This window comes from Stenotrophomonas acidaminiphila (assembly GCF_014109845.1).
Lineage (GTDB): Bacteria > Pseudomonadota > Gammaproteobacteria > Xanthomonadales > Xanthomonadaceae > Stenotrophomonas > Stenotrophomonas acidaminiphila.
This window is the reverse complement of the sequence record NZ_CP043567.1, coordinates 2,069,041-2,084,871: the sequence shown is the minus strand read 5'-3', so window position 1 is coordinate 2,084,871 and position 15,831 is coordinate 2,069,041. Positions and strand designations below refer to the sequence as shown.

Annotated in this window: 15 protein-coding genes; 11 read left to right on the top strand and 4 right to left on the bottom strand. The window is 70.6% G+C overall.

Annotated elements, in window-relative coordinates; translation table 11 throughout:
* Position 1: 1 nt before the first annotated feature.
* The 7 genes from ccoP (at position 2) to F0P95_RS09385 (ending at position 6,809) form a co-directional block, all read left to right on the top strand.
* Entirely contained in the window at positions 2 to 934 is a 933-nt protein-coding gene (gene ccoP / locus F0P95_RS09415; protein WP_232528667.1) for a cytochrome-c oxidase, cbb3-type subunit III, read from the top strand.
* The gene (locus F0P95_RS09410; RefSeq protein ID WP_054664328.1) at positions 931 to 1,230 is read left to right on the top strand and encodes a hypothetical protein; all 300 of its coding nucleotides are present in this window, start codon (positions 931 to 933) and stop codon (positions 1,228 to 1,230) included. The genes ccoP and F0P95_RS09410 overlap by 4 nt, the downstream gene beginning before the upstream one ends.
* Before the next feature lie 156 nt (positions 1,231 to 1,386).
* Positions 1,387 to 2,937, top strand: coding sequence for a 4Fe-4S dicluster domain-containing protein (locus F0P95_RS09405; protein ID WP_182333907.1), 1,551 nt, complete (start codon positions 1,387 to 1,389; stop codon positions 2,935 to 2,937).
* Positions 2,934 to 3,437, top strand: coding sequence for a FixH family protein (locus tag F0P95_RS09400; RefSeq protein ID WP_182333906.1), 504 nt, complete (start codon positions 2,934 to 2,936; stop codon positions 3,435 to 3,437). The genes F0P95_RS09405 and F0P95_RS09400 overlap by 4 nt, the downstream gene beginning before the upstream one ends.
* An 8-nt stretch (positions 3,438 to 3,445) precedes the next feature.
* Complete coding sequence (locus tag F0P95_RS09395) at positions 3,446 to 5,875, top strand: heavy metal translocating P-type ATPase (RefSeq protein WP_232528666.1); 2,430 nt, start codon at positions 3,446 to 3,448, stop codon at positions 5,873 to 5,875.
* Positions 5,875 to 6,075, top strand: a complete 201-nt coding sequence (ccoS, locus tag F0P95_RS09390) for a cbb3-type cytochrome oxidase assembly protein CcoS (RefSeq protein ID WP_182333904.1) — start codon at positions 5,875 to 5,877, stop codon at positions 6,073 to 6,075. Before F0P95_RS09395 ends, ccoS begins: the two co-directional genes overlap by 1 nt.
* 2 nt (positions 6,076 to 6,077) lie before the next feature.
* Positions 6,078 to 6,809 carry a sulfite exporter TauE/SafE family protein gene (locus F0P95_RS09385; RefSeq protein ID WP_232528665.1) on the top strand — a complete coding sequence of 244 codons (732 nt, stop codon included), beginning with the start codon at positions 6,078 to 6,080 and terminating at the stop codon, positions 6,807 to 6,809.
* Here the strand turns inward: F0P95_RS09385 and F0P95_RS09380 are convergent, their stop codons facing one another.
* The 4 genes from F0P95_RS09380 to F0P95_RS09365 form a co-directional block, all read right to left on the bottom strand.
* On the bottom strand, positions 6,810 to 7,061 hold the full coding sequence (locus tag F0P95_RS09380; RefSeq protein ID WP_182333903.1) for a hypothetical protein: 252 nt from the start codon (positions 7,059 to 7,061) through the stop codon (positions 6,810 to 6,812).
* 69 nt (positions 7,062 to 7,130) lie between these two features.
* Positions 7,131 to 8,081 (bottom strand): cation diffusion facilitator family transporter, encoded by a 951-nt coding sequence (locus tag F0P95_RS09375; RefSeq protein WP_182333901.1) that lies wholly within the window; start codon positions 8,079 to 8,081, stop codon positions 7,131 to 7,133.
* A 102-nt stretch (positions 8,082 to 8,183) separates the two neighbouring features.
* On the bottom strand, positions 8,184 to 8,984 hold the full coding sequence (gene dsbG / locus F0P95_RS09370; protein ID WP_232528664.1) for a thiol:disulfide interchange protein DsbG: 801 nt from the start codon (positions 8,982 to 8,984) through the stop codon (positions 8,184 to 8,186).
* 28 nt (positions 8,985 to 9,012) lie between these two features.
* Positions 9,013 to 9,816, bottom strand: coding sequence for a TlpA disulfide reductase family protein (locus F0P95_RS09365; protein WP_198422001.1), 804 nt, complete (start codon positions 9,814 to 9,816; stop codon positions 9,013 to 9,015).
* Between the two features lie 196 nt (positions 9,817 to 10,012).
* Here F0P95_RS09365 and F0P95_RS09360 point away from each other — a divergent pair, with 196 nt between their 5' ends.
* The 4 genes from F0P95_RS09360 to adiC all read left to right on the top strand — a co-directional run bounded on the left by F0P95_RS09360 (position 10,013) and on the right by adiC (position 15,818).
* Positions 10,013 to 11,446, top strand: coding sequence for a GGDEF domain-containing protein (locus F0P95_RS09360; protein WP_182333899.1), 1,434 nt, complete (start codon positions 10,013 to 10,015; stop codon positions 11,444 to 11,446).
* A gap of 67 nt (positions 11,447 to 11,513) precedes the next feature.
* Entirely contained in the window at positions 11,514 to 12,635 is a 1,122-nt protein-coding gene (locus F0P95_RS09355; protein WP_182333898.1) for a metallophosphoesterase, read from the top strand.
* Positions 12,636 to 12,973: 338 nt separating this feature from the next.
* The gene (locus F0P95_RS09350) at positions 12,974 to 14,395 is read left to right on the top strand and encodes a DcaP family trimeric outer membrane transporter (protein ID WP_232529058.1); all 1,422 of its coding nucleotides are present in this window, start codon (positions 12,974 to 12,976) and stop codon (positions 14,393 to 14,395) included.
* 73 nt (positions 14,396 to 14,468) lie between these two features.
* A complete protein-coding gene (gene adiC / locus F0P95_RS09345) occupies positions 14,469 to 15,818 on the top strand; it encodes an arginine/agmatine antiporter (RefSeq protein ID WP_182333895.1) in 1,350 nt (449 codons plus the stop codon).
* Positions 15,819 to 15,831: the final 13 nt, after the last annotated feature.

Below are 15,831 nucleotides of genomic sequence, written 5' to 3'. Positions count from 1 at the left end.
CATGGGATGGACGTGGTACGTCATCGCCCTGGTTGCGCTGAACATCCTGGGCTGCGTGTGGCTGCTGTGGTGGACCGCACGCCGCCGGCCGGGCGACCCGAAGCCCGACGACACGCTGCACACCTGGGACGGTGACATCACCGAGTACAACAAGCCGTTGCCGCGCTGGTGGATCAACCTGTTCTACCTGACCATCTTCTTCAGCATCGGCTACCTGTTCTGGTACGGCGGGCTGGGCAACATCCCCGGCTACAGCGGCTGGACCTCCAAGGGCGAGCATGCCAAGGAGAAGGCCGTCGAGGACGCCAAGCTCGAGCAGACCTTCAAGCCGTATGCCGGCAAGCCGATCGACCAGCTGGCCCAGGATCCCAAGGCGCTGGCGCTGGGCCGCTCGATCTTCGGCAACACCTGCGCCACCTGCCACGGCTCCTCGGGCCAGGGTGCCGTCGGCTACCCCAACCTGACCGACGACATCTGGCACTGGGGCGGCTCGCCCGAGCGCATCCTGGAGACGGTGCTGGACGGCCGCGAAGGCGTCATGCCCGAGTGGGGCACCGTGCTCACCGGCATGGGCGGCCCTGAGGCGATCGACTACACCATCGCCTACGTGCGTACCCTGTCGGCCCCGGAAACCCTGCAGAACAACTACATGGCCGCCCGCGGCAAGAAGCTCTACGAGGGCGTCTGCGTGGCCTGCCATGGGGTCGACGGCAAGGGCAACCAGGACATCGGCGCGCCGGACCTGACCGACAACTACTGGCTCTACGGCAACAGCCGCGAAAGCCTGTACAAGACGATCACCGAAGGCCGCCACGGCAGCATGCCGGCGCACCGCGAACTGCTCGGCGAGACCCGCGTCCGCCTGGTCGCTGCCTATGTCTGGTCGTTGTCGCATAATCAGGCGGACACCAAGGCCAGCACGAGCGCAAAGTGACCGACTTCAGCGAGCCACGCTTCGACCACCCCCCACGTCCGCTGGCACAGCGCGTGGGGGCCATCGCCTGGCCCAGCTTTTTCGCCGCGGGCGTGGCGACGATGGTGTTCTTCGCCTTCGTCGACCCGCTGACGCTGCGCGACATGACCTTCCCCGATCTGCAGATTTCACGCGAGCTCGGCTATACGCTGGGCTTCGCCATGTTCTGGCTGGCCACCGCCTCGTCCAGCCTGTTCACCTGGATCCTGCTGCGCCCCGCCAGCCGCTTCAACCGCGCCCTGCCGCCGGACCGCTGAGCGGCGGCTGCGACAATCCGTCGCTTCCTTGCCTTCGTTTCAAACCGATACTGATCGCTCCCGCGCAGCAATACGCCCCGCATACGCCATGACCGTCAACCGCCCGTTCCCGCTTCCTCCCTCGCCGCCCACGGCGGCTGCTACCGGACGCATGCCATGAGCAAGCGCATTCCGCTGGATGTCGTGGACGAACAGGGCAATTCGTTCTATGTCAGCGAGCGCAAGGTCTATCCGCGCGACGTCTCGGGACGCTTCAACCGCCTGCGGGTGGCCGCGGTGGTGTGGTTGCTGGGCATGTACTACCTGTTCCCGTGGCTGTCGTGGGACGGCCGCCAGGCCGTGCTGTTCGACCTGCCCGCGCGCAAGTTCTACATCTTCGGGCTGGTGTTCTGGCCCCAGGACTTCCTGTTCCTGGCGCTGCTGCTGATCATCGCGGCAATGACGCTGTTCTTCTCCACCGCGCTGTCCGGGCGCCTGTGGTGCGGCTATGCCTGCCCGCAGACGGTGTGGACCGAAACCTTCCTGTGGATGGAGCGCTGGACCGAGGGCGACCGCCCGCGGCGCATGAAGCTCGATGCCGGCCCGTGGAACCGCGAGAAGGTGCTGCGCAAGGGCAGCAAGCACCTGCTGTGGCTGCTGTTCGCGCTGTGGACCGGGTTCACCTTCGTCGGCTTCTTCACCCCGATCAAGGACCTGGGCGCGCGCCTGCTGCCGTTCGAGTGGGGCGGCTGGGAGACCTTCTGGGTGCTGTTCTACGCGCTGGCCACCTGGGGCAACGCCGGCGTCCTGCGCGAGCAGGTATGCAAGTACATGTGCCCGTATGCGCGCTTCCAGAGCGCGATGTTCGACCGCAACACGCTGTTGATCGCCTACGACCCGATGCGCGGCGAACCGCGCGGCCCGCGCAAGCGCGGCCTGACCAGCGTGCTGGAGCGCGTGCGCGGCCTGCTGATCCCGTCGGTCGCCTATGACTACGTATTCCGCGCCGGGCGCCATCCGTCCGCCGCCACCCAGGCCGCGCACGCCAAGGGCACGATCACCTGGGACGGCGACCTGGCCGAGGTCGCGCCGTTGCCCAAGTTCGCCCCAGAGGAACTGGGCGACTGCATCGACTGCACCATCTGCGTGCAGGTGTGCCCGACCGGCATCGACATCCGCAACGGCCTGCAGTACGAGTGCATCGCCTGCGGCGCCTGCATCGACGCCTGCGATGAAGTCATGGACAAGGTGGGCTACCCGCATGGCCTGATCCGCTACTCCACGCAGAACGCCATCGACGGCAAGCCGACCCGCGTGCTGCGCCCGCGCATCTTCGTCTACGGCCTGCTCCTGCTGGGGCTGTGCGGCGCCTGGGTGTGGGGCGTGGGCCACCGCAGCGAGCTCATCGCCGAAGTGCTGCGCGACCGCAACGCGCTGTACCGGCAGTCCGCCGACGGCAGCATCGCCAACGACTACACGCTCAAGCTGATCAACAAGAGCCAGGAGACCCGGCGCTACCGCATCACCCTGGAGCCTGCCGACGCCGGCCTGCGCCTGCAGGGCCAGACCGAGGTCCAGGCCGGTCCCGAGCAGGTGCTGCCGGTGGCCCTGAACGTGGTCGCCGATGGCCAGGTCAGCGGCCGCCGTGCGCTGCGCTTCGTGGTCGAGCGCGAGGGTGGCGGTGAAAAGCGCGTCGTCGAAAGCAGTTTCTTTGGGCCGGTGCAATGAACGAACGTTCCAAATCCCCCTGGCGGGTCCCCGTGTTCTGGCTGGTTGTCGGCCTGCCGCTGCTGTCGATCGTGGCCGGCGTCGGGCTGGTGATCGTCGCCGTGCGCTCCGGCGGCGCCGACGTGGTGTCCGACCCGGTGCAGCGCGTGTCGCAGATCCAGACCACCGACCTGGGGCCGGACGAAGCGGCCGCCAAGCTGGGCCTGAGCGCGGTGCTGCGCGTTGAGGACGGCGTGGTCGAAGTCCTGCCGGCCACCGGCAAGTTCAGCGGCGGCACCGCGCTGCAGCTGGTGCTGGAACACCCCACCCGCCAGTCCGACGACCTGCGCCTGGAACTGCTGCCGCAGGGTCCGGGCTGGCGTGTCCAGCAGGCGGTGGACGGCGAGCACGACTGGGTCGTGCAGCTGCGCGACGCTGACGGTCGCTGGCGCCTGCACGGCCGGCTGCCGAAGCAGCAGCATGCCGCCCGCCTCTCTCCCTCGCTGGGCGGGGACCACTGAGCCCGGACGTGATCGCCGATCCGGCGCGGTCGCCCGCCGTCATGGCGGCCACCGGCACCTGCCACCACTGCGGCGAAGCACTGCCGGCCCAGCCCCACATGGCGGCGCTGGGCGGCAGCACGCATGCGTTCTGCTGCCATGGCTGCGCCGCCGCCGCCGAGTGGATCGCCAGCGCCGACCTGGACGGGTATTACCGGCTGCGCAGCGCCAATGCCGCGCGCGTGGGCGAAGCGCTGCCCGACCTGGCGGTCTGGGACCGCGCCGACGTGCAGGCCGAGCACAGCCGTGCGATCGATGGCGGCCGCGAGATCACCCTGCTGACCGACGGCATGCGCTGCGCCGCCTGCGCCTGGCTGATCGATCGCGCGCTGGCGCGCGAACCGGGCGTGATCGACTGCGGCGCCAATGCCGTCACCGGCCGCATCCGCATCGCCTGGGACCCGGCGCGCACCGCGCTGTCGGCACCGCTGCAGCGGCTGGCGATGCTCGGCTACCGTCCGTACCTGGCCGGCAGCGAGGCCGCCGAACGGCAGCGCACCGGCGAACGCCGGCGCTGGCTGCTGCGGCTGGGCATCGCCGGCCTGGGCATGCTGCAGGCGATGATGCTGGCCGAAGCCCTGTACCTGGATTTCAACAGCACCATGCCGGTGCCCACGCGCGATTTTTTCCGCTGGCTGACATTCCTGCTGTGCACGCCGGTGGTGTTCTACTCCGGCTGGCCATTCCTGTCCGGGGCGATGCGCGAACTGCGCGAGCGCCGCCTGGGCATGGACGTGCTGATCGCCAGTTCCACCCTGCTCGCCTACCTGGCCAGCCTGGTGGAGACCATCCGTGGCGGGCCGCATGTGTGGTACGACGCGGCGGTGATGTTCGTGTTCCTGCTGCTGGCCGCGCGCATGCTCGAACAGCGCGCGCGCTCGGTGGCCAGCGCCCAGGTCGACGCGCTGGCGCGCGCACGCCCGGCCTTCGCCACCCGCGAACGGGCCGACGGCCAGCGCGAAGCGGTGCCGCTGGCGGCGCTGAGCGTCGGCGACGTGGCCTGCGTGGCGGCCGGCGAAGCGGTACCGGCCGATGGCGTGCTGCTCGGCGACGGCGACGACGAGGCCTGGTTCGAAGAGGCGCTGCTGACCGGCGAATCGGCGCCGGTACGCAAGCAGCCCGGCGAGCCGGTCTATGCCGGCACCGTCTGCCGTGAACGCCCGGCACGGCTGCGCGTCACCCTCACCGGCACCTCCACGCGCCTGTCGCAGCTGGCGCGGCTGGTCGAACAGGCCCAGGCGCACCGGCCGGCGCTGGCCCGCCTGGCCGACCGCATCGGCAGCCGCTTCGTGCTGGCGCTGCTGCCGGTGGCGCTGGTCGTGTTCGCCGGCTGGTGGCACTACCAGCCCGAACGCGCGCTGGAAGTCACCCTCGCCCTGCTGGTGATCAGCTGCCCCTGCGCGCTGTCGCTGTCGGTGCCGGCGGCACTGGCCACCGCGCACGGCGCGCTGGCCCGCATCGGCCTGCTGGCGGTGCGCGCGGACGCGATGGACACGCTGGCGCGCGCCACCGACATCGTGTTCGACAAGACCGGCACGCTCAGCGACGGCCGCCCGGTGCTGGCCGCCACCCAGGTGCTGGACCCCGCGCTGGATACGGCCGGCGCGCTGGATATCGCCGCGGCCCTGGAGCGCGACAGCGGCCATCCGCTGGCCGCCGCCTTCACCCGCGGTGACGCTGCCACCCTCGGCGCGGCACGGGTCGAGGCGGTTCCCGGGCGCGGCGTGCAGGGGGTGGTCGATGGCCGCCACTGGCGCCTGGGCCGGGCCGACTTCGCCGCCGCGCGCCAGGATGATGGCGCCCTGTGGCTGGGCGACGGCCAGCGCGCCGCCGCCCGCTTCGTGCTGGAAGAGCGCGCCCGCGACGACGCCGCGCAGGCGCTGGCCGCGCTGCGCGCGCAGGGCCTGCGCGTGCACCTGGCCAGCGGCGACGGCGAGGCGGCGGTGCGGCGCATGGCCGCGACACTGGGGCTGGACGATGCGCACGCGCGGCAGTCTCCGGAAGACAAGCTGGCGCTGGTGCGGCGCCTGCAGGCCGGAGGCCGGGTGGTGGCGATGGTCGGCGACGGCCTCAACGACGCACCGGTGCTGGCGGGCGCCGACGTCTCCATCGCCATGGGCGAAGGCGCCTCGCTGGCGCACCGCGCCGCCGACCTGGTCACCACCGGCGGCGGCCTGCGCCGGATTCCGGCCGCGATCACGCTGGCACGTGCCACCCAGCGCATCATCCGCCAGAATCTGGCCTGGGCCACCGGCTACAACCTGCTGGCGCTGCCTTTGGCTGCGGCCGGCTGGGTCACGCCGTGGCTGGCAGCGCTGGGCATGGCGCTGTCGTCGCTGATCGTGACCCTCAACGCCCTGCGCCTGGCGCGGCTCAAGACACCCATGGAGGCACCCTGATGGCCATCCTGCTGATGCTGATCCCGATCAGCCTGATCCTGCTGGGGCTGGCCGTGGCCGCCTTCGTCTGGGCGGTCAAGCGCGGCCAGTTCGATGATCTCGACACCCCGGCGCTGGACATCCTCGAGGACAACGACCGACCCGCGCCGCCGGCCGGCGACACCCACGCCCGCGCCGCCGACCCGGGCGGTCGCGACTGAACGTGTTGCCACTGGACATCCCGGTCCTGACCGCCGCGTTCGTAGCCGGCCTGCTCGGCGGGCTGCACTGCGCGGTGATGTGCGGCGGCATCGCCACCGGCTTCCCGGCGATGGCCCCGGGCCGCGCCCTGGGCGTCGCCTGGCAGGCCAATCTCGGCCGCGTCACCGGCTACACCGTGGCCGGCGCGCTGGCCGGTGGACTGGGGGGCGGCATCCTGCGGCTGGCGCGCAGCGACACCCTGGCGCTGGGCGTGCGCGTCGCCGCCGGCCTCGCCCTGGTCCTGCTGGCACTGCGCCTGCTCGGGCGCGGCGGCCGCCTGGACCTGCTGGCCCGCCCCGGCCAGCAGCTGTGGCAATGGCTGCGGCCCCTGCACCGGCACCTGCTGCCGGCGGACCGCGCGTGGCGCCGCCTGGCGCTGGGCGCGCTGTGGGGCTGGATGCCCTGCGGCCTGAGCCTGAGCCTGCTGAGCGTGGCCTGGCTGCAGGCCAACGCACTCGGTGGCGCGCTGGTGATGGCCGTGTTTGGCCTGGCCACCCTGCCGGTGATGGTGCCGCTGACTTGGTCCGGTGCGCGCATGGGCCGCGGGCTGCAGCGCCCGGGCCTGCGCGTGGCGCTGGCCGGCTTCATCCTCGCCGCCGGCCTGCTGACCATCGCCGCCCCGTGGCTGATGCAGGTGCCGGCGCTGCATGGCGTGCTCAGCGCGCTGGGCTGCCAGCCGCTGCAATCCCGCTGATCAATCCACCGCCGAACTGCCGGCCGTGGCCATGAACGACGGCAGCCGGCCCTTCAGCGCGACATGGCCGAACAGGCATGCGGCATACAGTGCGCCGGGCAGGGACACCGGCAGCCAGTAATCGAATGGTATGTGGCCGATGGCAACGTGATGCAACCGATACGCCATCGCCGCCACGCCCATCAGTGCCAGCGCGGCACAGAGCGAACGCAGCACCAGGCGCGAATCGACGATTTCCTGCGCGGTTCCCATGCACGGCCGCCGCTGCCCGGTGCCCTGTCGCCAGGATACGACACCTCCGCGGCCTGCCGGCAATGCCGCTCAATGGCTGTGATCGTGGCCGTCGTGCCCGCCATCGTCGTGCGCGCCCTGCCGCGCGTGCACCGTGCAGGCATCGCCGCAATGGTCGGCCTCCACCTGCAGGGTCACGTGGTCGATGCCGAAGCGCTCGTGCAGCATGGCAGCCAGCGCGCGCCGCAGCGTGTCCGCGTCCTGGCCGGTGGCCATCGTCACCACGTGCGCGGTCAACGCCGGCGTGCTCGAACCCAGCGCCCAGACATGCAGGTCATGGATGCCGGTGACGCCGGCATGGCCGCGCAGCGCCTGCTCCACGTCGGCCAGCGCGATGCCCTTGGGCACGCCTTCGAGCAGCACGTTCAGCGCGTCGCGCAGCAGCACCCAGGTGCGCGGCAGCACCCACAGGCCGATCAGCACGGCGAGGATCGGATCGACCAGGGTCCAGCCGGTGAAGCGGATGACCAGCGCGGCGAGGATCACCGCCACCGAGCCCAGCATGTCGCTCCACACTTCCAGGTAGGCGCCCTTGACGTTCAGGCTCTCGCCGCTGCCGGCACTGAGCAGGCGCATGGCGATCAGGTTCACCAGCAGGCCGAAGCAGGCCACCCACAGCATGCCGGTGGAAGCGACGGCCTGTGGCTCGCGGAAGCGGCCCACGGCCTCCCACAGGATGTACAGGCCGACCGCGAACAGCAGGCCGCCGTTGGCCAGCGCGCCCAGCGCTTCCAGCCGCGCATAGCCATAGGTGCGGCGCGCATCGGCCGGGCGCCGGCTGAGCCGCACCGCGGTCAGCGCGATCACCAGCGCCAGTGCGTCGGTGGCCATGTGCGCGGCATCGGACAACAGCGCCAGGCTGTTGGTCATGAACGCGCCGACCACCTCCACCACCAGGTAGGACGAGGTCAGCGCCAGCGCCCACCACAGGGGCTTTTCGTGGCGTATCTCGCTGGGGACGTGGTTGTGGTCGTGGCTCATGGCGGGCTCCGTGCAGGACGCCGCCAGCTTAGTCAGCCCGGTGCGGCGGAGACTATTACATCGCCGCCGGCCACCACCCCGCTCTGAGCGCGAGTGCCGCGATCAACGCGGCCCCAGCACCGCCTGCAGGTCGTCGCCCTGCGGCAGGCCCGAACGTGTCTGCACGCTGCCGTCGGCATCCTTGAACACGATGCCCGGCGTGCCCTGGAACCCGAGCTCCAGCATCGCCAGTTCGTTGTCGCGCAGCTTGGCCTCGATCTCGGCCGGCACCTTGGCCAGGCCCTTGATGCCGCCGCGGGAAAAATCGCGCTCGTTCTGCTGCAGCGCCTGCTCCGGCGACGCCGCACCGAGGATCGCCGCGGCCTTGTTGGCGCTGTCCTCGCGGATCACCCCCACCAGGATCTGCCGGATCTGCACCTTGCCCGACTCCACCCACGGCCGTGCGGCTTCCCAGAAGCGATTGCAGTACGGGCAGTTGGGGTCGCTGAAGGCATACACGATGCGCGGCGCGTCGGCCTTGCCATCGGCCACCCAGTGGCTGGCCTCGACCCGCTGCCACAGCCTGGCGCCCATCGGCCCGGACACCAGCTCCTTGAGCTTGGCCGCACCGACGTCTTCGCCCTTGGCATTGACCAGGGTGCCGACGATCGCATGCTGCCCGTCGCTGGACACGTACACCGCCAGCGGACGCTGCCCGGCGACGCCGGCGTAGCCGGTCAATCCCACCGGCGTGTCGAACGTGCCCATGAACTCCACGCCCTGCCCGCGCAGGGTCTTGACCACCTCCGGCTCGGCGGCGGCGGTGCTGGCGGCCGGCGGCGCGGCGCCGCCATCGCGGGCGCAGGCGGCCGGCGCCAGCATTGAGGCCGAAAGCAACAGCAGGAGGGGACGGGAACGGGTCATCGCATATCTCGCAGGAGGAATCGGGAAGTCATTGCAGCTCGCGCAGGCGCATTTCCAGCGTGGCCCGCGACAGCTCGCCCATGTGCGCGCGGCGCAGCCGGCCGTCGGCGTCGAAGAACAGCGTGGTCGGCAGCGCGCGCGCACCGGTCAGGCGCATCAGCTCCGACTCCGGATCCAGCAGAATGTTCCCCGGCGCCAGCATTTCAGCGCGCAGGTAGCCGGCAACCTCGCTGGCGTCCTCACCCTGGTTGGCGAACACGAAGGCCACCTGCGGGTGCTCCGCCTGCGCGCGCGCCAGGGTGGGCATCTCGCGCCGGCACGGACCGCACCAGCTCGCCCACAGGTTCACCACCAGTGGCTTTCCAGCGTGGGCGGACAGCGGCACCGCGCTGCCCTGCATGTCGCTCAACACGATGTCGGGCAGGACGATGGTCGAGCGCTGCACCGCGAACAGCGCCAGGCTGCCGACCAGCCAGAACGCGGCGCCCGCGGCCAACCCGAGCAATACCGGTCTGCGCGGTGCCTGGCGCCGGGTCCGCCACAGCGCGTAGGCCGACGCCACGGCCACGCCGGCCCAAACCGAATACCCGCCATCGCCCAGGCGGATGATCGACAGCGGCTGCGGCAGGTAGTCCGCCGCGTGCCACAGCACGTGCGCCACGCGCGCACCCAGGACGCCGAGCAGGAACGCGTCGAGCACCACCGCGCCGGCGCGGCGGCGTGCGCCATCGGCGGCACTGGCCATCCCGCGCGCGAACAACCAGGCGATCAGGGCCGCGACCAGACCCAGCACCGCCATCAACGGAAACGGCCCGGCGCTGATCACGGACATGGCGCAACGCCACGCGGCAGGCCAACCTGAACGGGGATGGACCGGATCATGTGCCGCCGCGGCAGACGCGCCGGCGGAAAAACAGGGGGAAAAACGCTGGATGACACGTTGGCATGGACCGTTGCAGATAAGCCCTCAAACAGTAGCGGCTACGGCCGATAATGTCTCTTCGCCCCGCCACGTCCCCACCATCACCATGCCCAACACCCCCTCTGCCCGCGCCGACCACGACGACAACAGCCTTGCCGCCGACTGGCGCAGGAACCTGGTCGAGGCCGGTCCCGAAGCCACGCAGGTGCTGGCGGCGCTGGCGGAAACGGATGCGGCGGCGATGGCGGTGCATTTCTACCAGGTGATGCTGGGCGACCCGCGCGCCTCGCGCCTGCTGTCGCACGAGCAGGTGCGCACGCGCCTGCAGCCGGCGATGCAACGCTGGGTGAACGGCCTGCTGCGCGCCACTCCGGACGACGTCGAGGGGCTGATCGCCGCGCAGCGCGTGATCGGCGACGTCCACGCCCGCGTCGGCATCCCCGTGGACCTGGTGACCCGCGGCACCCGCGTGCTCAAGCAGCGCCTGTTCCAGTCCATCGCCGCGTTGGCGGGCCACGGCCAGGTCGCGCACGCAGCCGTGGCCAGCCTCACCGCCTCGTTCGACATCGCGCTGGAAGGCATGACCCTGGCCTATTCCAACGCGCGCGAACGCTCTTCGCGTACCGATGCCGCCTATCGCCTGTTCTCGCTGGTGCAGAACGTGGGCACCGAGCGCGAGCGCCAGCGCGCGTTGCTGCTGGACTGGGAAAACACCCTGCTCTATGCCCTGGCGAGCCAGTGCGACACCGCCGGCTTCCCGTCGCTGGCAGGCTCGGAATTCGGGCTGTGGTTCACCCACAAGGGCGTGCCCAGCTTCGGCGAGAGCGCCGAAACCCGGCAGATCTGCGAACTCATCGGCGAGATCGACAGCACCCTGCAGCAGACCCTGCGCGGCGAGAACGATGCGCGCGTGCGCGCCACCCAGCTGCAGGACATCCGCGGCCGCGTCAGCCAGGTCCGCAGCCTGCTGGGCATGCTGTTCGAACGCATCGGCGAACTCGACGCCGGTTGCGACACGCTGACCAACCTGCTCAACCGGCGTTTCCTGCCGACCGTGCTGCGCCGCGAAATCGAACTGGCGGCCAAATCGCAAAGCAGCTTCGCGGTGCTGCTGCTGGACCTGGACCATTTCAAGACGATCAACGACGAACACGGCCACGAAGTGGGCGACCGCGCCCTGCAGCACGTGGCCACCATCCTCGGCCAGTTCACCCGCGGCAGCGACTATGTCTTCCGCTATGGCGGCGAGGAGTTCGTGGTGGTCCTGGTGGCGGTGGACGAGCCGCAGGCCCTGGTGATCGCCAACAGCCTGTGCCGGCGCGTGGCCGAATCGCCGGTGGCGCTGGCCAACGGCGGCGGGCTGGGCATCACCACCAGCATCGGCGTGGCCGTGCATGACGGCCATCCGGACTACGAGCGGGTCATGGCCCGCGCCGACGCGGCGATGTACCAGGCCAAGAAGCGTGGCCGCAACCGCGTGGTGCTGGCCGATGGCTCGCTGCCCGAGGCGCCGGGACGGATCGCGTTGCAGCGCAGCTGAGCCGGCACCGGCCATCGCATGCTGGGCACGTGGCATGATCGGACCGCCACCGCCACAGGAAAGCCCGATGCCGACTTGCCGTCCGTCGTTCCGCCGCATGCTCCTGGCCTGCTTCGTGCTGTTCGCCAGCACCTCCGTGCTGGCCGCCACGCCGGTCGCCGAACCCGCGCATGTCGATGCCGACGGTCCTTACGTGTTCCGGGAGGACGGCCACCTGCGCGCCCGCTGGATCTGCGATGACGCGGTCCAGGAGCAGGCCTGGGACGACGCGCAGGCGACGGTCGCGGCGCGCTGCGGTTATCCGCACCCGGTCGCCGTGGCGCCGCCGCTGCCGGTGGCCACGGCGGTACTGCCGCCGGCCGCGCGCATCGTCGCGGTGTCCGATATCCACGGCCAGTACGGCCTGCTGGTGAAACTGCTGCGCGCCAACGGCGTCATCGACGAACAGGACCGCTGGACCCTGGGCCGCGACACCCTGGTGATCGCCGGCGACGTGTTCGACCGCGGCCCGCAGGTCACCGAGGTGTTCTGGCTGCTGTACGGCCTGCAGCAGCAGGCCGCGGCGGCCGGCGGCGCGGTGCACTTCGTGCTCGGCAACCACGAGACCATGGTGCTGTACGACGACCTGCGCTACGTCAACCCCAAGTACCTGCGCAGCGCGCAGCTGCTCGGCCGCAGCTATCCGCAGCTGTATGGCGCCGACTCGGTGATCGGGCAATGGCTGCGCACCCGCCCGGTGCTGCTGCGCGTCGGCGACACGCTGTTCCTGCACGGCGGCATCTCGCCCGAGGCGCTGCAGCTGGCGCTGGACCCGGCCGCCACCAATGCCGCCTACCAGGCATCGCTCGGCCGCCCCAAGGCCGAGGTCAAGGCCGATCCGGCCACTGCGCCGCTGTACGACGGCAAGACCAGCCCGATCTGGTACCGCGGCTACTTCGACGGGCGCCTGGATACCGCCGGCGTGCACAACCTGCTCGACCAGCTGGGCCTGGCGCGCATCGTCGTCGGCCATACCTCGATGCCGCACGTGAGCACATTCCACGGCGGTCGCGTCATCGCCATCGACAGCAGCATCAAGAAGGGCGAGAACGGCGAACTGCTGTTCATCGAGAACGGGAAACTCAGCCGCGGCCTGCTCGACGGCTCCCGGGTCGCACTGGCCGAAGGGACCCTCGACGCCGGCGACTGACCCGGCGCGCGCCTGCCGGCGCCGCCATCGCTCCTCTGCGGAAGCCGGCAACCGGCCGCTTCGCACCGCTTGCGCGCCTTGTCCCGCCGCGGTACCGCGTGCGTTGTCGCTGAACGCGCGGGTTGCGCGTGACTCGCGTTCCAGAACCGCGTGCCCCCCGGCAGGTTTCACACCCCCGTCATGAAACCCACGCCAGCTTGACCATGCGGGGACGTCGCCGGACATCGGGAACCGCCGGTCGACCCCCATGACATACAGAAGCCGCGCACGGGCGAGCGCCCGTCGCGACGTGGTGTTTGCAGAGCTTGGGACAGGCGATGAAACCACGAGCACTCGCGATGCTGCCGTTGTTGCTGGCCCCGGAAGCCGCCCTCGCGCAGGACTCCGTCAGCGCACTGAGGCAGGAAATCAGCCAGGCCCAGGCGCACCTGCAGGCCCTGACCGCGCGCCTGGACGCGCTGGAACGCGGGCAGGGCAACGCACCGCCCCCCGCGCCCAGCGCCGTCCCTGCAAGCAGTGCCCCCGGCGCACCGGCGACGACAGCCGTGACGCCGCCCCGGCCGGCGCCCGCCCCCGCACAGGCCGCGGTCGCCGCGGCGCCCATCCTGCCTCCCCGGGATTCGGTCGCCGACCCATCCACCGCGGCATCGCGCCCGGACAGCGCGGCCTCGCCCACCGACCCGGAACTCAAGGGCTTCTTCGCCATCCCCGACACCCAGACCCTGATCCGCCTGGGCGGCTACGCCAAACTCGACGCCATCGCCGACAACCATGCCGCCGGCGACAACGCGCAGTTCATCCCCTCGTCCATCCCCGTCGGCGGGCCGCACCGCGATGTCGCGCACTTCGGCATGCATGCCAGGCAGACGCGCTTCAGTTTCGAGGCCCGCCGGCCGACCACCCACGGCGCGCTGCGCTTCTACCTGGAGAACGACTTCTTCGGCGGCAGCGACGGCTACGGGTTCCGCCTGCGCCATGCCTACGGGCAGCTGGGCAACACCTATGCCGGTTACGGCTACTCCACGTTCATGGACGCCGATTCGCTGCCGGACACGCTGGATTTCGCCGGCCCCGGTGCCGCCGGCTACCTGCTGGTGGCCGGCATCCACCACAGCTTCGCGCTCGGCAAGGGCAACACGCTGACCCTCGCCGCCGAGGATCCCGATTCACAGCTGGCCGCAGCCGGCGCCACCGACATCAGCACCGAACGCTTCCCCGACATCAGCCTGGTCGCGCGCATGGAGCGCGAATGGGGCCACCTGCAGCTGGGCGCCGTGGCGCGCAGCCTGGGCTACGACGGCGACGGGCGCGACGACCGCAGTTTCGGTGGCGGGCTGCAGCTCAGCGGCTCCTACAGCATCGCCGAACGCGACCTGCTGCTGTTCGGGCTGGTCGGCGGCAAGGGCATCGCCCGCTATACCGCCGACCTCACCGGCTCGGGGCTGGACGCGGCGATCGACGCCGACGGCCGGCTCAGGGCGTTGCCGCTGCATGGCGGCTTCTTCGGCTACACCCACTACTGGTCGGACATGTGGCGCTCGAACCTGGTCTACGGCCGCCTGTACCTGGGCGATGCCGGAGCGTTGGCGGGCGATGCCTTCCGCCGCAGCCAGTACGCCGCATTGAACCTGATCTGGAGCCCGGTGCCGTCGTGGACCATGGGCATGGAAGTGCTCTACGGCCAGCAGCGGCTGCAGGACGGCCGCAGCGCCGACACCCTGCGCGTGCAGGGCAGCCTGCAGTACAGCTTCATCAAATAGCCCGCGCCCGCTGCGAGCGCCCGCACCGTTTCCACTGGAATCACATCGGCATACCCGTTGAAAGGAGGAACCCATGGCAGGCCAGAAGAAGATCGGCGTGGTCGGAGCAACCTTCCTGGTTGCCGGCAACATGATGGGCTCGGGCGTGTTCCTGCTGCCCTCCAGCCTGGCCAAGATCGGCACCGCCTCGATCTGGGGCTGGCTGGTCACCACCGCCGGCGCGCTGCTGCTGGCGTTCGTGTTCGCCAAACTCGGCAAGCTCGCACCAAAGGCCGGTGGCCCCTACGCATACGCGCGCGACTGGTTCGGCCCGTACATGGGCTTCCAGACCAACACCATCTACTGGTTCGCCAACTGGATCGGCAACGTGGCCATCCCGATCGCGGCGGTGGGCTACTTCAGCTACTTCTTCCCGATCCTGTCCGACCCCCTGCCCCGCTGCATCGCGGTGCTGCTGCTGGTGTGGGCGCTGAGCATGGCCAACGTGGTCGGCCCGGCCTTCGTCAGCCGCGTGCAGACGGTCACCACCAGCTTCGCGCTGGTGCCGATCCTGGGCATCGCGATCTTCGGCTGGTTCTTTTTCGACCCGGCCATCTTCAAGGGCGCGTACAACGTCTCGGGCCAGTCCAACTTCAGCGCGGTGTCCAGCGCCGCGGCGTTGACGCTGTGGGCGTTCATCGGCGTGGAATCGGCCTCGGTGACCGCCGGCGTGGTCGAGAACCCGGAGAAGAACGTGGCCCGCGCCACCCTGGCCGGCGTGTTCCTGGCCGCCATCGCCTACATCGCGAGTTCCTCGGTGATCATGGGCATGGTGCCCAACGCGCAGCTGCAGGTATCCGACGCCCCCTTCGCACTGGCGGCGGCCAATGCGGTCGGCGGCTGGGGCGGCGCGCTGGTGAGCCTGTGCGCGTTCCTGGGGGCGGCCGGCTCGCTGGGTGGCTGGATCCTGCTGACCGCGCAGAGCGCCAAGGCCGCGGCCGACGACGGCCTGTTCCCCGGCGTCTTCAGCCGCACCAACAAGGATGACGTGCCGGTCAAGGGCGTGGTGATCGTCGCGGTGCTGATGACCCTGGCGGTGCTGATCACCGCCACCTCGAAAACCGCGTCGGCGCAGTTCGACGTCATCACCTCCGCGGCCGTGGTGCTGACCCTGCTGCCCTACATCTATTCCTGCGTGGCCTGCTACTTCGTGGTGGAGCGCTCGCACACGCTGGTGCATACCGGCGCGTTCTGGGTGCTGACCAGCATCACGGTGGTGTATTGCCTGTGGGCCATCTTCGGCTCGTCCGGCCCGATCGTGCAGTACGCCTTCCTGTTCGTGCTGTTCATCACCGTGTTCTACCCCTTCTTCAGCGACGAACGGCGCAAGCAGCGGCTTGCCCGGCTCACGCCCGCCGGCACGCCGACTGCCGGGTCCAACTGAACGCACCCGCCTG

Excerpts from the sequence above, each read along its gene's own strand:
- F0P95_RS09400 (WP_182333906.1), top strand. The coding sequence starts at position 2,934 with ATGAACGAACGTTCCAAATCCCCCTGGCGGGTCCCCGTGTTCTGGCTG.
- F0P95_RS09405 (WP_182333907.1), top strand. The coding sequence starts at position 1,387 with ATGAGCAAGCGCATTCCGCTGGATGTCGTGGACGAACAGGGCAATTCG.
- dsbG (WP_232528664.1), bottom strand. The coding sequence starts at position 8,984 with ATGACCCGTTCCCGTCCCCTCCTGCTGTTGCTTTCGGCCTCAATGCTG.
- F0P95_RS09350 (WP_232529058.1), top strand. The coding sequence starts at position 12,974 with ATGCTGCCGTTGTTGCTGGCCCCGGAAGCCGCCCTCGCGCAGGACTCC.
- F0P95_RS09355 (WP_182333898.1), top strand. The coding sequence starts at position 11,514 with ATGCCGACTTGCCGTCCGTCGTTCCGCCGCATGCTCCTGGCCTGCTTC.
- adiC (WP_182333895.1), top strand. The coding sequence starts at position 14,469 with ATGGCAGGCCAGAAGAAGATCGGCGTGGTCGGAGCAACCTTCCTGGTT.
- F0P95_RS09360 (WP_182333899.1), top strand. The coding sequence starts at position 10,013 with ATGCCCAACACCCCCTCTGCCCGCGCCGACCACGACGACAACAGCCTT.
- F0P95_RS09375 (WP_182333901.1), bottom strand. The coding sequence starts at position 8,081 with ATGAGCCACGACCACAACCACGTCCCCAGCGAGATACGCCACGAAAAG.
- ccoS (WP_182333904.1), top strand. The coding sequence starts at position 5,875 with ATGGCCATCCTGCTGATGCTGATCCCGATCAGCCTGATCCTGCTGGGG.
- F0P95_RS09365 (WP_198422001.1), bottom strand. The coding sequence starts at position 9,816 with ATGTCCGTGATCAGCGCCGGGCCGTTTCCGTTGATGGCGGTGCTGGGT.
- F0P95_RS09380 (WP_182333903.1), bottom strand. The coding sequence starts at position 7,061 with ATGGGAACCGCGCAGGAAATCGTCGATTCGCGCCTGGTGCTGCGTTCG.
- ccoP (WP_232528667.1), top strand. The coding sequence starts at position 2 with ATGGGATGGACGTGGTACGTCATCGCCCTGGTTGCGCTGAACATCCTG.